The organism is Mesobacillus foraminis (assembly GCF_004340465.1).
Lineage (GTDB): Bacteria > Bacillota > Bacilli > Bacillales > Cytobacillaceae > Mesobacillus_B > Mesobacillus_B foraminis.
Window position 1 is genome coordinate 65025 of sequence record NZ_SLVV01000006.1, and the last position, 14362, is coordinate 79386.

At 43.1% G+C, this 14362-nt stretch carries 13 protein-coding genes and 1 tRNA gene; 10 read left to right on the forward strand and 4 right to left on the reverse strand.

Going from position 1 to position 14362, the window contains the following annotated elements:
* The first annotated feature begins 83 nt into the window (after positions 1–83).
* On the forward strand, positions 84–290 hold the full coding sequence (locus EV146_RS11490; protein WP_132006048.1) for a cold-shock protein: 207 nt from the start codon (positions 84–86) through the stop codon (positions 288–290).
* Positions 291–474: 184 nt separating this feature from the next.
* Here EV146_RS11490 and EV146_RS11495 read toward each other — a convergent pair.
* Positions 475–557: transfer RNA gene (locus EV146_RS11495), tRNA-Leu, on the reverse strand.
* A gap of 187 nt (positions 558–744) precedes the next feature.
* On the opposite strand from EV146_RS11495, the gene EV146_RS11500 reads away from it, so the two are divergent.
* The gene (locus tag EV146_RS11500; RefSeq protein ID WP_132006051.1) at positions 745–1113 is read left to right on the forward strand and encodes an ArsR/SmtB family transcription factor; all 369 of its coding nucleotides are present in this window, start codon (positions 745–747) and stop codon (positions 1111–1113) included.
* Positions 1106–3250 (forward strand): heavy metal translocating P-type ATPase, encoded by a 2145-nt coding sequence (locus EV146_RS11505; RefSeq protein WP_132006054.1) that lies wholly within the window; start codon positions 1106–1108, stop codon positions 3248–3250. The genes EV146_RS11500 and EV146_RS11505 overlap by 8 nt, the downstream gene beginning before the upstream one ends.
* Positions 3251–3380: 130 nt before the next feature.
* Here EV146_RS11505 and EV146_RS11510 read toward each other — a convergent pair whose 3' ends face one another.
* Positions 3381–3899, reverse strand: a complete 519-nt coding sequence (locus EV146_RS11510) for an acyl-CoA thioesterase (protein ID WP_121612180.1) — start codon at positions 3897–3899, stop codon at positions 3381–3383.
* Positions 3900–4192: 293 nt separating this feature from the next.
* Here EV146_RS11510 and EV146_RS11515 point away from each other — a divergent pair, with 293 nt between their 5' ends.
* Entirely contained in the window at positions 4193–4912 is a 720-nt protein-coding gene (locus EV146_RS11515) for a YebC/PmpR family DNA-binding transcriptional regulator (RefSeq protein WP_121612181.1), read from the forward strand.
* A 298-nt stretch (positions 4913–5210) separates the two neighbouring features.
* Positions 5211–5951 carry a type I methionyl aminopeptidase gene (gene map / locus EV146_RS11520; RefSeq protein ID WP_121612182.1) on the forward strand — a complete coding sequence of 247 codons (741 nt, stop codon included), beginning with the start codon at positions 5211–5213 and terminating at the stop codon, positions 5949–5951.
* Positions 5952–6021: 70 nt separating this feature from the next.
* Here the strand turns inward: map and EV146_RS11525 are convergent, their stop codons facing one another.
* On the reverse strand, positions 6022–7086 hold the full coding sequence (locus tag EV146_RS11525) for an aromatic acid exporter family protein (RefSeq protein ID WP_132006057.1): 1065 nt from the start codon (positions 7084–7086) through the stop codon (positions 6022–6024).
* Positions 7087–7649: 563 nt separating this feature from the next.
* Here EV146_RS11525 and EV146_RS11530 point away from each other — a divergent pair.
* From EV146_RS11530 to EV146_RS11545, 4 genes are all read left to right on the forward strand, one after another.
* Positions 7650–8402 (forward strand): DeoR/GlpR family DNA-binding transcription regulator, encoded by a 753-nt coding sequence (locus tag EV146_RS11530; RefSeq protein ID WP_132006060.1) that lies wholly within the window; start codon positions 7650–7652, stop codon positions 8400–8402.
* Positions 8399–9310 (forward strand): 1-phosphofructokinase, encoded by a 912-nt coding sequence (pfkB, locus tag EV146_RS11535; RefSeq protein WP_132006063.1) that lies wholly within the window; start codon positions 8399–8401, stop codon positions 9308–9310. The genes EV146_RS11530 and pfkB overlap by 4 nt, the downstream gene beginning before the upstream one ends.
* Positions 9311–9331: 21 nt before the next feature.
* Positions 9332–11212, forward strand: coding sequence for a PTS fructose transporter subunit IIABC (locus tag EV146_RS11540; protein ID WP_132006066.1), 1881 nt, complete (start codon positions 9332–9334; stop codon positions 11210–11212).
* 123 nt (positions 11213–11335) lie between these two features.
* Entirely contained in the window at positions 11336–12139 is an 804-nt protein-coding gene (locus tag EV146_RS11545; protein WP_132006069.1) for a DUF2935 domain-containing protein, read from the forward strand.
* Between the two features lie 154 nt (positions 12140–12293).
* On the opposite strand, the gene EV146_RS11550 is transcribed toward EV146_RS11545, so the two are convergent.
* Positions 12294–13556 (reverse strand): MFS transporter, encoded by a 1263-nt coding sequence (locus EV146_RS11550; protein ID WP_132006072.1) that lies wholly within the window; start codon positions 13554–13556, stop codon positions 12294–12296.
* Positions 13557–13692: 136 nt separating this feature from the next.
* Between EV146_RS11550 and EV146_RS11555 the strand changes: the two genes are divergently transcribed.
* Positions 13693–14346: an MOSC domain-containing protein gene (locus EV146_RS11555; protein WP_132006075.1), complete on the forward strand. Its 654-nt coding sequence runs from the start codon at positions 13693–13695 to the stop codon at positions 14344–14346.
* Positions 14347–14362: the final 16 nt, after the last annotated feature.

Genomic DNA, 14362 nt, shown 5'->3' on the forward strand with positions numbered 1-14362 from the left:
AAACAGGCTTTTTATAATAAATGAGTTTTTTTATTATCTATACTGGCTTATCTGAACTAATATTGAAATGGAGCGTGAAGGTAATGGCATTTGGAAGAAAACCTCCTGAAGAGATTGTCACTGCGGAAACAAAGATATGGGTATGTACAGCTGATGATTGTAATTGCTGGGTCCGCGACAATTTTAAAAGCAGTGCAGTTCCGGCATGCCCAATTTGCAATAGTGAAATGCAACAGACAACGAAAGAGCTGGAAGTTGTGAACAACCACAGTTTAAATATTACAGGCTAATATATTTTGAAGGCAGCTGCTCCCAAAGCAGCTGTTTTTAAGTTCAGCAAGATAACACAGGAAAAATGTCTTGATTTTCGATCTGCAACTCTGTAGTACAAGGGGAATGAGGACAGCAAACAGCATAGTAAAAAGGGTACATAATAAAAAAAAGCAATCTACATTTGTAGATTGCTTTTTTAGATGCGGATGAGAGGACTTGAACCTCCACGGTATTGCTACCACTAGAACCTGAATCTAGCGCGTCTGCCATTCCGCCACATCCGCGTATTTTGTTACTACCGCGTCACAAGATTTATTATAGCACAGGTTTTATAAAAAGAAAGATAAAAAGAGTGCAAAATTAAAAGTTTTTATTTTCTGATATTTTTAATAGCAAACCTTTGACATTCAAACAAAGATTTGAATAAAATATAATCAAATAAACGTTTGAATATTGGGGAGAAGGCTATTTATGAAGGAACAGGATGTCTGCCAGGTAAATTGTGTTCATCAGGATAAAGTTGACAAGGTAAAGGTCAGATTAAGCAAGGAAAATGTTTTGGATGTTACGAAAATTTTTAAAGCATTATCAGATGAAACAAGGCTCAACATTGCCTTGGCCCTTACCGAAGAGGAAGAGCTCTGTGTATGTGATGTGGCCAATATTGTGGATGCTAGCACCGCTACTGCCTCACATCATTTGCGGTTATTGAAAAAGCATGGAATTGCAAAATATCGAAAAGAAGGGAAACTGGTTTATTATTCACTTGATGACGTTCATGTCAGACAATTGATCTCCGTGGCATTTGAACATCAAAGGGAGGTGAAGGACAATGGCTGAAGGAAATGAGCTTGCCGCAGAAAAACAGGTATACCGGGTCCAGGGCTTTTCCTGAGCAGGCTGTGCCAATAAGTTCGAAAAGAACGTGAAGCACCTGGATGGTGTTTCTGAAGCAAAAGTAAACTTTGGCGCTTCGAAGCTTACGGTTTACGGGAATGTAACGATTGAAGAGCTTGAAAAAGCAGGAGCATTTGAGAATTTAAGTCTTTACCCGGAAAAACAAAAAGTGCTTCCTCCCTCCAAGGAGCCGTTCTGGAAGGAGCATGCGGCAGTCCTGGGTTCACTTGTTTTTGTTCTTTTAGGCTATTTGTCTCAATTTTTATATGGCGAGGGCAGCCTGATAACTATTGCTGCATTCCTGGGAGCTATTTTAATAGGCGGATTTTCTCTGTTCATTGCCGGTTTTAAGAATTTGGCATCTCTTGAATTCGATATGAGAACCTTGATGACGATTGCGATCATTGGGGCAGCGATTATCGGGGAATGGAGTGAAGGGGCGATAGTGGTCATTCTTTTTGCCATCAGCGAGGCCCTTGAAAAGTATTCAATGGATAAGGCGAGAAATTCCATTCGCTCTCTCATGGATATAGCACCAAATGAAGCCCTGGTTCGCCGTAATGGTCAGGATATCCTGATTGGTGTTGAAGATATTGAAATTGGGGACATCATGCTGGTCAAGCCAGGCCAAAAAATTGCCATGGATGGGTTAGTGGCAAACGGTGTCTCAGCTGTAAATCAGGCAGCCATTACAGGCGAGTCTGTCCCAGCGGAAAAGGTACCAGGTGACGAAGTCTTTGCCGGCACCTTAAATGGTGAAGGATTACTGGAAGTACAGGTGACGAAAAGGGTGGAAGACACCACGATTGCCAAGATCATTCATCTTGTGGAGGAAGCGCAGGCAGAGAGGGCCCCTTCCCAGGCCTTTGTAGATAAATTTGCAAAATATTATACACCGGCCATCATTCTGGCCGCTGTACTTGTAGCTGTGATTCCGCCCTTGCTGTTCAATGGAGATTGGAGCGAGTGGATTTATCAAGGTCTGGCTGCATTAGTAGTGGGCTGTCCATGCGCCCTGGTTATTTCGACTCCGGTTTCGATTGTTACCGCAATCGGCAACGCTGCGAGAAATGGTGTTTTGATCAAAGGCGGCATTTATCTGGAACAAACAGGTGCCATAAGGGCTGTAGCCTTTGATAAAACAGGTACCCTGACGGAGGGAATTCCGACTGTAACCGATTATGTTTACATGAAAGCCGAGAAGGATGATTCCCTTGCCAGTGCCGTTGCCGCACTGGAACTTCGATCACAGCACCCTCTGGCTTCCGCCATCATCAAGAAGGCGGAGGAAGATGGCATTAACTATTCTCAAGTGCAAATAGAGGATTTCACTTCCATAACAGGCAAAGGGATAAAAGGGCGTATAGCAGGAGTTACTTTTTATGTTGGCAATCCAAGAATGTTTGCCGAAATGCTCGCAAGTGGATTGTCCGATAAGGTCCAAACTCTAATCAGAGAAATGCAGGAACAGGGGAAAACGGTGATGGTTGCTGGAACAGAGCAAGAGGTTTTGGCCATCATTGCAGCTGCGGATGAAGTCAGGGAAAGCAGCAGGGAAGTGATTGCTGATCTTCATAGGCTTGGGATCGAAAAAACGATCATGCTTACTGGAGACAACCGGGATATCGCAAATGCTATTTCCGAGCGTACAGGGGTAACGGAAGTAAAGTCGGAGCTTCTCCCGCAGGATAAGCTGGCTGCTGTTAAACAGCTCAAGGAGAAGTATGGAAATGTGGCGATGGTTGGCGACGGGGTAAACGATGCTCCAGCCCTTGCAGCTGCAACAATCGGCATTGCCATGGGTGGAGCCGGAACGGATACCGCGCTTGAAACTGCTGATATTGCCTTAATGGGAGATAACCTGAAAAAGCTTCCTTTTACCATCCAGCTTAGCAGGAAGACGCTTCGGATCATTAAGCAAAACATCACCTTCTCCCTTGGTGTCAAACTGCTGGCACTGCTGCTGGTCATCCCCGGGTGGCTGACTCTGTGGATTGCCATCTTTGCTGATATGGGAGCCACTCTGATTGTCACCTTAAACGGGCTGAGACTGTTAAGAGTTCGACCGGATAAAAAGTGAGGAGCCAGTAAATCAATGAATATAACCTAAAAAGATTGCAGGGGCCAGTCTCCTTGCAATCTTTTTTATATCTTGATTTCTGAGTTTTTTCATATATCTTAGCAGGTTAGAACGCCTGCCTTTCCAAGAATTAAAAATGATATTTTTCAATTTGCTCGGCAAGATATGTACTGAGTTTCCTGCGGTTTTTCCTAACTTTCATCCTGTCTTCTGCGGAATGGAATAAGTATTTTTCTTCCTCGGTCTCTGGATAGACAGCCGGTACTTTTTTAGGTTTGCCATTCTCGTCGAGGGATACAAAGGTAATGAAGCTGGTCGCTGCCACCTTTGATTCGCCAGTAATCAAGTGTTCGGCAATAACTTTAACGAACACTTCCATTGAGCTGGAGCCAGTATATGTGACAAAGGATTCCAAATGGACTGCTTCTGTCTGGCGGATTGGCTTCAGAAAATCGACCGAATCCATCGAAGCTGTAACGCATTCAGAACGGCAGTGTTTGGCTGCCGATATTGAGGCAACGATATCTATGGAAGACATCAATTTTCCCCCGAACAAAGTATCAAGGTTATTTGTATCCAGCGGCAAAACTCTGTTTGTCTGGATTACCCTTGAATCGGAACAAGGCCTTTTAGTCAATTCCGTCGTCATTTTCATAAATCTCCTTTAGTCTTGTTAAATGGTGTAATCCCTTTCAAGAGGATTCAATCAAGATTATCATATATCTCTTAATAAATTACCATATGTTCGCTAATTTACCCAATATTCTTATTAAAGGGTTGGACAAGGCAAGGTGCTAATCTATTTTTTAATCATTATCCTCTTAACAAATACCTCTTTTAAGGTATAATATTATCTGTGATAAAACAGACTGCATTACTTTTAATCGCAATAGAGTCATTGCAAGATAAATGTAGATTCAATGTTGAAAGTGAGTGTTCATAATGGGTCGTAAATGGAATAATATTAAAGAAAAGAAAGCGTCAAAGGACGCCAACACGAGTCGTATTTACGCTAAATTTGGACGGGAAATTTATGTGGCAGCAAAGCAGGGAGAGCCGGATCCTGAATCTAATCAGGCATTAAAATTTGTCCTTGAACGCGCCAAAACCTACAGTGTTCCCAAACATATCATCGACCGTGCCATTGAAAAGGCTAAAGGCGGATCAGAGGAAAACTTTGATGAGCTCCGGTACGAAGGGTTTGGTCCAAACGGTTCAATGGTAATCGTTGATGCATTGACAAATAACGTGAACCGTACTGCTTCCGATGTGCGTGCAGCTTTTGGGAAAAACGGCGGAAACATGGGTGTGAGCGGCTCCGTAGCCTATATGTTCGATGCAACTGCGGTAATTGGTGTCGAAGGGAAAAGCGCGGACGAAGTACTTGAGCTGTTAATGGAAGCGGATGTGGACGTAAGGGATATCATTGAAGAAGATGATTCAGTAATCGTCTATGCCGAACCCGATCAGTTCCATGCCGTCCAGGAAGCGTTCAAGATTGCGGGTATCACAGAATTTACGGTTGCTGAACTCACGATGCTTGCCCAGAATGATGTGACAATCCCGGAAGATGCCCAAGCTAAATTTGAGAAAATGATTGATGCTCTGGAAGATCTGGAAGATGTTCAGCAAGTCTACCACAATGTCGATCTAGGGGAATAAACCAGCTTAGCAGACCTTTGGCACAAACAGAAGGTCTGCTTTTTACATTGGACAATGACCTGTCATTCGATTGGAAAAAGAGGGTTAATTAACTAAGACCCGAATGAACGGAAGGGGAAGAGGGTTCGGTTCTCACGCTGTGTTTTACGTTCATCAAACATCCCTGTTCAGGAGTGAATACTGGACACATTGAAGATTCGTCTCTGCTGAAACATCCTGTTTGGGTATTTTGATCGCTTAAGGTACAATCTATAAGGAAAAAGGAAGATTAACAATTTAAAATAGGTGGGAAGAAAGTATGATTGCAAAAACAGAAGAAGATATAAATGGATTAAAAGAAATCGGGAAAATATGCGGATCCATTCGGGATGAACTAGTCCGCAGAGCCAAACCAGGCATTACGACAAAAGAACTCGACGAAATTGCCGGTGAGCTGTTTGAGAAGGCGGGCGCCGTTTCCGCACCTAAAGGGGAATATGATTTTCCGGGTTATACTTGTATCAGTGTAAATGAAGAAGTGGCACATGGAATACCGGGGAAGCGGGCTCTCAAAGAGGGGGATCTGATCAATATCGATGTTTCCGGCTCCAAAAATGGCTATTTTGCCGATACCGGCATTTCGGTTGTTGTTGGGAAAGGCGATGAGATCTTGACAAAGATTTGTGCTGTCGCTAAAGAGGCTTTTGAGGAAGGTCTAAAAAAAGCAAAGCCGGGCTCTAAAAAAAGCGGTCTTGGGAAAGCAGTGTTCAGAACAGCAAAGCAAAATGGTTTGACTGTAATTAAAAATCTAACCGGCCATGGAATTGGACGCACCATCCACGAAGCGCCGGACCATATTTATAATTACAATGAGCCTTGGGATGATGAACTTCTGAAGGAAGGCATGGTCATCGCCTTTGAACCATTTATTTCCACAAAAGATGAAGAAGTCTATCAGCTGGATGACGGCTGGACTTATGTCACTGATAACAGCTTTGTGGCACAGTATGAACATACCTTGATCATCACTAAAAACGGTCCGGTTGTTATAACCGAATAATGTAAAAAAACAGGCCATAGATCTTAAGGCCTGTTTTTTTAATTTCAATGACTTTAGACAAACAGCTGGATTAACCACGATAAGGTTTGATGCCATGTTTTCTGTGCTTTTGCCCTTGATGGTGGATGGTGGAAAGCTGCTTAGTTAAATCATAAATAGATAAGAGCTCATATAACACCATTGTTTCAGGGGATAGCTGTGCATTCTCCCCGATTTTAGATTTTTCAGATTCCATGGCTGATTTTTGCTTCAGGAACCAATCCTTTAGTTCATTCCTCATAATTTGTTCCTGTTTTCCAAAGGAAAAAGCTCCGCTGTAATAGATGGTTCTGAGGACTTGAATGGACGAGGAAAGGAGCATGTTTTTATCAGGCTCCAATTGTAAATGGTGCGAGGGAAGGTAGATTAAATTTCCAATATGAAAGGCTAGGAGACGAAGGATTTTCAATTTTTTATATGCGTAATGGAACTTCCTTGCCTCTTTCCGCTGAAAGGAATGGTACCTCCATTCATCCTTTTGATAAGAGCAAAGAGTTTCTGTTTTTTCAATTTCATTGATAAGCATCTGAAACTCATGGCGAAGCTGTTTCACATAAGCCTGTCCGTTGAATAATTCCGTGCACCTTCTGTTGAGGATATCCCCTGCTTTCAAAAACTCCGCATGGATTCTGTTAGAAATAGTCAACGAGTAATTAGGAGGCATGACAAACAGATTCACCAGGGAAGAAACAATCAACCCTGTAGAAGTGGTTCCTAGCCTGATTAAAAAAGAAGACAAATAATCATCATGTACAGTCGAAATCATCGCAACTCCTGTCAAAGCAGCAACAATGGTGCCGTCATGCAATTTTAGCTTATTGCAAGCAAATATAGTGGCAATGGAGACAAACGTATAGGAAATGGGAGTGTCTCCAAATAAAAATGTGGACAGCACCGAAAAACCTGCACCAATCGCTGAGGCAGGGAAGCGGACAAAAGCTTTTTTAATGGAATCGGCTGCTGTGGGCTCAATCGTCACAATAGCTGTAATTACCGCAAACATGGCTGGCCAGTTCATAAGATGACAAATTAGAGCCGTTACAAAAACGGCTATTCCAGTTTTGAAAATTCGCCCTCCGGCTAATTTAAATTTCATTGAAGCAACCTTCATAAATAAAAACCTTCTTAGTTATATGCTGTTATTAGTATAAACAATATTTAGCTCCAGACAAAATGCTCTAGAGTGGTGGACTTTTAAAGGTATTTAATTATCACCGCGAGGTATCAAGGTCATCGGGTTAGGATTGCCGGAGGGAACGGCCGAAAAATAGTGGTTATGAAGCAGCTAATTAGGGAAATAGTACTTAATAATAGATGAAGGAGGTGTGCGGAACACCTCCTTTTTGCGTGAAAAAAGGATCCGCCTTCTGTTAAAGGCGGAACAAGATATAATAGAGACCATAATTAAACAGGTAAGTACCATCAATATATAGTCGCCGATTTCAATTCGCTGACTATATATTGTGTTTTTATTGTACCATAAGTTTTATAAATATAGCAAATATTCTATATTTATTATATTGCAAAACTGACTCTTCCAAAATCGTTCACAAAACGTTAAAATAGTGAATGTTGTTGACTGATTTTGATAGATAATGATTGATATCTGAAATCGTTTCCAATATAATAATGCTATATAACCTAAAGGGGTGTTGTAGTTTGTTAACACCTGAAAGACAGCGGTTAATCCTGGAATTAGTAAAGGAAAAAACGGTTGTTAAAATCCAGGAGCTGGTTGATTTAACTGGAGCCTCGGAATCGACGATCCGCCGTGATTTAACCCAGCTTGAAGAGGAAAAATACTTAAAACGGGTTCACGGGGGGGCTTCAAGGCTGCAGGGAAAACTGCAGGAGCTCAGCATGACGGAAAAATCATCCAAAAACCTTCAGGAAAAGAAATTAATCGCCCAATATGCAGCTGGCCTGGTGGAAGAAGGGGATAGTATCTATCTGGATGCTGGCTCGACGGCATTTGAAATGATTCAGTATTTGCCGGCCGCCGACATTGCTGTTGTAACAAATGGGTTGATGCATATCCAGCCATTGCTTGAACGCGGAATTAAAACTTATTTAATTGGCGGACTTGCAAAACAGAAGACCAATGCCATTATTGGCAGAGGGGCGCTTGACAGCCTTGAGCGATATCGATTTGATAAATGCTTTATGGGTGTAAATGGACTCCATCCTGAGTTTGGGTATACCACTCCTGATCAGGAAGAGGCCATGATCAAGTACAAAGCAATTACTTTGTCGAGGGAAGCATATGTCCTGTGTGATGAATCAAAGTTTTCCGAAATTGCATTTGCAAAAATTGCCGAGCTCCATGAAGCTTCCATTATTACCAACAATTTAGATGAAGAAACAGCTGCTCAATATATGAGCAAAACAAAAATAAAGGTTGTGAAAGCATGATTTATACCCTTACCTTAAATCCGTCCGTAGATTATATGGTTGGACTCACTGAAGTGAATATAGGAGGACTGAACAGGACAGAGTCAGAAGCGAAATTTCCCGGAGGCAAAGGAATCAATGTCTCCCGTCTCCTGCGGTCCCTGGGGGTAAACAGTAAAGCAACAGGTTTCCTGGGAGGCTTTACAGGAATCTATGTAAAAGAGTATCTCGAGGAAGAAGGAATCGATACTGCTTTTATCAAGGTGGATGAAGACACAAGGATTAATATTAAGCTGAAAGCAAAAGAAGAAACCGAAATTAACGGACAAGGTCCTAATATAACAGACGAACATCTTCAAAGCTTAAAAGGACAAATCCGGCAGCTGACAAACGAAGACATCCTTGTGCTGGCTGGAAGCATTCCATCCCGCTTGCCGGAAACGATCTATGAGGATTTAGTTAAGATTTGTTCAGAAACGGGAGCAGCATTCGTGGTGGATGCAGAAGGCAGCATTTTGAAAAGTGTTCTTCCGTATGGTCCGTTCCTTATCAAGCCAAATCATCACGAGCTTGGTCAATTTTTTGAAAGAGAAATTACCACCAGTGATGAGGCAGTCTTCTATGGTAAAAAACTTGTAGAGCTTGGTGCGAAAAACGTCATTGTTTCACTTGCCGGAGAAGGGGCAGTTTTCATCAATGAACAGTCCGCCTATATTTCAACCGTTCCTAAAGGCGAGCTGAAAAGTTCCGTCGGCGCGGGAGATTCAATGGTTGCAGGGTTCCTGTCCAGTTTTCTTTCCGGCAAGGAAGTGAAAGAAGCTTTCCGCTACAGTGTTGCTTCTGGAAGTGCGACCGCATTCTCCATTGGTTTAGGTTCTAAAGAAAAAGCAGAAGAACTGCTTCCGCAAGTACAGATTAGAGAGGCTTAATTTTAGAGGGGGGTTACCGGAATGAGAATTACAGAATTGCTTACGAAAGAGACCATTTTACTTTCAATAAATGGAACCAGCAAGATTGGTGCAATTGACAGCCTGGTTGACGTACTAGTTAAAGCAAAAAAAATAAATGACCGTGAAGATTTTAAAACGGCGATTCTGAAAAGGGAAGAACAAAGCACGACAGGAGTCGGCGATGGGATTGCAATTCCTCATGCCAAAACGAAATCGGTGATTGAACCAGCCATTGTTTTCGGCAAGTCTGAAGCGGGTGTCGATTATGAGTCGCTTGATGGACAGCCTTCCCACCTATTCTTTATGATTGCTGCACCGGAGGGGGCAAACAACACCCATCTTGAAGCGCTGGCCAGGCTTTCCGGCATTCTGATGAGGCCTGAAGTCCGTGAGAAATTAATGGCCGCTGCTAGCGAAGATGAAGTGATCCAAATAATCAACAGCTATGATGAATCAGAGGAGGAAGAAGAGGCACAATCTGTTTCAGACAGCAAAAATTTCATTGTTGCTGTTACAGCATGTCCCACAGGCATTGCCCACACCTACATGGCGGCAGATGCATTAAAAGCGAAAGCAGCGGAGCTTGGTGTCGACATAAAAGTTGAGACAAACGGCTCTGGCGGGGCCAAGAATGTCTTGACAGCGGATGATATTAAAAATGCCGCAGCCGTCATTGTAGCGGCAGACACTAAAGTAGAAATGGGTCGATTTGCAGGTAAGCCAGTCATTGAAACGGCAGTTGCAAACGGAATCCGGAAACCGAAGGAACTGATTGAACAGGCTGTGAGAAAGGATGCACCTATCTATCAGGGAAGCGGAACAGAGAGTGATTCCCCAAAATCTGAATCAAAGAAGTCAGTTGGATCAACCATCTACAAGCATTTAATGAACGGTGTTTCCAATATGCTTCCATTTGTTGTGGGCGGCGGAATCCTAATTGCGATTTCATTTATGTTTGGCTATAACGCAGCTGATCCTAATGATCCTTCCTACCATCCAATCGCAAAAGCACTGATGGATATTGGCGGCGGTGCTGGTGCTTTCGGACTGCTTGTTCCCGTTCTGGCTGGTTTCATTGCGATGAGCATTGCGGACCGTCCTGGTTTTGCCCCTGGTATGGTTGGCGGTTTGCTTGCTGCTACTGGCGGTGCCGGTTTCCTTGGCGGCCTTGTTGCCGGTTTCCTTGCCGGTTATCTTGTCATTGGACTGAAGAAGGCTTTTGCGGTTCTGCCGGCTTCACTGGAAGGAATTAAGACAATTCTTTTATATCCGCTGTTTGGAGTAGCTCTCACAGGATTCTTGATGCTTTATTTGGTGAATGAGCCTGTTGGTGCATTGAATCAGGGAATTTCTAATTGGCTTTCCGGCCTGGGGACTGGAAACGCGGTGCTTCTGGGGATTGTACTAGGATTAATGATGGCCGTTGACATGGGTGGTCCGGTCAATAAAGCTGCGTATGTATTTGGTACAGGTCTGCTCGCCAATGGAGTATATGAGCCCATGGCTGCCATCATGGCTGCAGGGATGGTTCCTCCGCTGGGAATTGCGATTGCTACCTTATTCTTTAAGCGCAAGTTTTCTAAACAGGACAGGGATGCAGGGAAAGCAAACTTTATAATGGGCCTTTCCTTTATTACAGAAGGTGCGATTCCATTTGCTGCTGCTGATCCGCTTCGTGTCCTGCCATCGGCAATGGCGGGTTCTGCGGTAGCAGGCGGTTTGACAATGCTGTTCGGCATAAGCTTAAGAGCGCCACATGGCGGGGTTTTTGTTGTTCCTTTAGTGGATGGCGGCTGGCCAATGTACCTTCTCGCTATCTTTATTGGGGCGATTGTTACAGCCATCTTGCTCGGTATATTGAAAAAACCAGTACAGGAATAAGAAGAATAGAAGAAATCCGGCGAGGAATGTCTGCCGGATTTTTTTTATGATCCAATGTCAACTTGTCATATTTCTGCTTCATGCCTGATATCCTCTTATGTAAAGGGCAAAGGAGGGATTGGTTTGGCAGATGAATATCAGAGTGCTGCATTGTTTGAACACCGCTTTTGGCTCCAGGTACTTGGAGATCATGGTAGGTTCATTCAGGAGGCCCTAGCATCGATGGAAAGAGAGGAAATCTCTGCTGCATTATATTTTATTAATACCTTCGACTCGCTTCTGAACAGTGCGGAAACTTCAGATATGTTGCACTTGAGCAGAAGGGCCGAAGAAGAAGCACAAAAAATAAGGGCATTTAAATTAGAACTTATTGAAAAGCAATTAACCGGAAAAGTAAAGATTCATTTAACTCCAACCTTCATCAACCATATGGTTAATGAAGTAGAGGAGTACCTCAGGGTCTTAAAGTACCTGAAAAATTCACAGGTGCCTCCGATTTTCCATGAACTCCATCATCACCTTGTGTGGCTTCTGGATGCATCCGGCCATGCAGGCGCCATAAATGATAACCTCGACCAGACAGAGAAGAGATTAAAAGAAGTGAGTGACACATATCGGAGGCATTTTGAGGATTTTTATCTTAAAGCGGTAGAGATGACCGGTTATTTAAGAACAAACCTGGAATCTTTTCCTGCTTTAAGCCGGATGAATAATGATGTCTCTCTGGAAATCCGTTTGTTTATGGGTTTCCTTGAGGAATTGGAAGAGCTTGAGCTTAGTGAACAGGCTTTAGGGTCATTTGCGCCACTGATGGCAGACCACATGTACCGGGAAGAATGCTATTACCTGACAAAAGTAGCCCAGTCGGCCAGAACCGAGCTGCCCGGGTGTGATCCTGGCAAGCCCAGAACCCAAAGGGAAGAGTAATGGAATGCCATTCATTAGCTGATTTTCTCAACGATCATATTGAATGCATACAGCTAAGTAAATCATCCCTATCTTCAAAGGCCAAGATTCCAAGCCCCTTTAAGATGATATTTTTCAAAGAACATCCCGCCCCTGTTTGGGAGCGGGATGTTTATTAGGCCCCTTTTTTATCGGGCTTTATTGCCAGTAATGTTGCAAAGGCTGCAGCAATGCTAAGGCCCGTCAAAAGATAGAACATCAGCTTCTCTGAATTACCCATCATTACGGCAACGACCGGCGGTCCGGCTGCCACACCGACAAACCTCATTGAACTGTAAATAGACGTAATAGTGCCTCTTTCTTCTTTTTCAATACTTGCTGTAATTAATGCATCGAGCGGAGGCAGTGATGCACCAATTCCAACCGCACCAACCAGGAAAAGTGAAATGAGAAACCACAGGTCCTTGGAGAATCCGATCATGGCACTCGAAATGGCAAGCAAAATGACGCCAGAAAATGCTATCCACTTCATTAGCACTTGATTTTCCTTGATTATTTTTCCGGTTAAAAAAGAGGTGAAGCACAGGGCGCCCAGCGGCAATGCCAGAAAAAGTCCTTTCTTCAAATCCTTGATCCCGTATTTTGATTCCAGGATGTCGGAAAGGTAAAACAGGATTCCAAATAAGACGAACATGAGAATCACACCAATGAAAAAGATGGCGTAGAGCCAACGCCCATTTTCTGAAAAAATTAGACGGATTTTTTTTAGGAAGTCCCGGAAAGGCAGAGCTTCTGATTTTTTTTTGGGGGTTTTAACCAAAAAAAGCATCAGTACTATTGAAATTGTACAGAAAACAGGGATAGAGAAAAAAGGGATGAACCAGATGATTCCAGCCAGAAATGAGCCTAGAACAGGGCTTAACACTTTTCCAAGAGTATTGGAGGTTTCAATTTCACCGAGAGCAGCGCTGATTTCATCCTCGTTTTTAAATAAATCGCCAACCAGAGGGAGTACAATGGGGAAGGACCCGGCCGCCCCTACTCCCTGCAAGGCTCTTCCAGCAAGGATCAGCCAATAGCCATCATCCATCTGCCAGCAAGCCCAGCCTGAAATCAGCCCCCCGATAGCGGACAGAGCCAGGCTTGGAATAATAACTTTTTTTCGTCCGATCCTATCAGAAAGATATCCTGCTATAGGAATTAAGAATATCGCAACAACAGAGTAAACGGTAATGATCAAGCTCGACTGAAAAGAAGTAATTCCCATCTCTCTTTCCATAACCGGCAGGACCGGGATTAACATTGAATTTCCAAGGGTCATTACTAATGGAATAGATGATATAGATAAAATTGCCCATTTTTTGCCGGTCTTCTTTTCGGAGTTCTTTTCAGAGGATTTGCCTCCAGGCTTGGTGAACAACTTTTCCACGTAATTCATCTCATAACCGCCTTTGTAATTTCATCTGTTTGTTAGCATTTACTAAATCAAGAGAAACCTCCTTTCTTTTTTATGGAAAAAAGATAGGCAACAAAAGCGATTAGGGATAAAATGGGATAAAAAGCTGAGGTGCAGGATGGCTAAAACAGTAATTCATCAGTTGAACATAGGAAAACCGAAGAAATATTATTGGAGGAAAATGCAGGAACACTCGGCAATCGGAAAAGAGCCTACAGAAGAAGCTATGCTCCTAAAAGGAGGATTTGCCGGAGATGATGTTGCGAATCATGAATACCATGGTGGAGAGGACAGGGCAGTCTGCCTTTACCCTTATGAGCACTATGCCAGCTGGGAAAAAGAATTTAACACCGCTTTAGTGCTTCCGGCTTTTGGTGAAAATATCACGCCGTCGGGAATGCTTGAAAAAGATATTTATATCGGCGATGTATTTGAATTGGGGGAGGCTGTCATCGAGGTAACGCAGGGAAGGATTCCTTGTTCAACCATTTCAAAACATAATGGGGTAGACCCGATTTTGTCCAGGCTTGTTGAAACAGGGTTCACAGGATATTTTTTTAGAGTGAAGAAAGAAGGAGCCGTTTCCTCCAACTCCAGTTTAGCTCTAATTGATCGAGTACAGGAACAATTTTCGGTTTTGAGGGCAAACCAAATGATGTTTCACGAACGTGAGAAGAGTCCAGATCTTGAGAGAATTCTCCAGGTCCCTGCTCTGGCAGAGGATTGGAGAAAAAGATTTTGCCAATTTCTTGATCGCAGGACAAAGTTTTAAGAGAATTTTCTAAAAA

What these genes read in the sequence shown, in the direction of transcription:
- EV146_RS11490 (WP_132006048.1), top strand. Translation starts at nt 84, where the DNA reads ATGGCATTTGGAAGAAAACCTCCTGAAGAGATTGTCACTGCGGAAACA.
- EV146_RS11500 (WP_132006051.1), top strand. Translation starts at nt 745, where the DNA reads ATGAAGGAACAGGATGTCTGCCAGGTAAATTGTGTTCATCAGGATAAA.
- EV146_RS11510 (WP_121612180.1), bottom strand. Translation starts at nt 3,899, where the DNA reads ATGACGACGGAATTGACTAAAAGGCCTTGTTCCGATTCAAGGGTAATC.
- EV146_RS11515 (WP_121612181.1), top strand. Translation starts at nt 4,193, where the DNA reads ATGGGTCGTAAATGGAATAATATTAAAGAAAAGAAAGCGTCAAAGGAC.
- map (WP_121612182.1), top strand. Translation starts at nt 5,211, where the DNA reads ATGATTGCAAAAACAGAAGAAGATATAAATGGATTAAAAGAAATCGGG.
- EV146_RS11525 (WP_132006057.1), bottom strand. Translation starts at nt 7,086, where the DNA reads ATGAAATTTAAATTAGCCGGAGGGCGAATTTTCAAAACTGGAATAGCC.
- pfkB (WP_132006063.1), top strand. Translation starts at nt 8,399, where the DNA reads ATGATTTATACCCTTACCTTAAATCCGTCCGTAGATTATATGGTTGGA.
- EV146_RS11540 (WP_132006066.1), top strand. Translation starts at nt 9,332, where the DNA reads ATGAGAATTACAGAATTGCTTACGAAAGAGACCATTTTACTTTCAATA.
- EV146_RS11550 (WP_132006072.1), bottom strand. Translation starts at nt 13,556, where the DNA reads ATGAATTACGTGGAAAAGTTGTTCACCAAGCCTGGAGGCAAATCCTCT.
- EV146_RS11555 (WP_132006075.1), top strand. Translation starts at nt 13,693, where the DNA reads ATGGCTAAAACAGTAATTCATCAGTTGAACATAGGAAAACCGAAGAAA.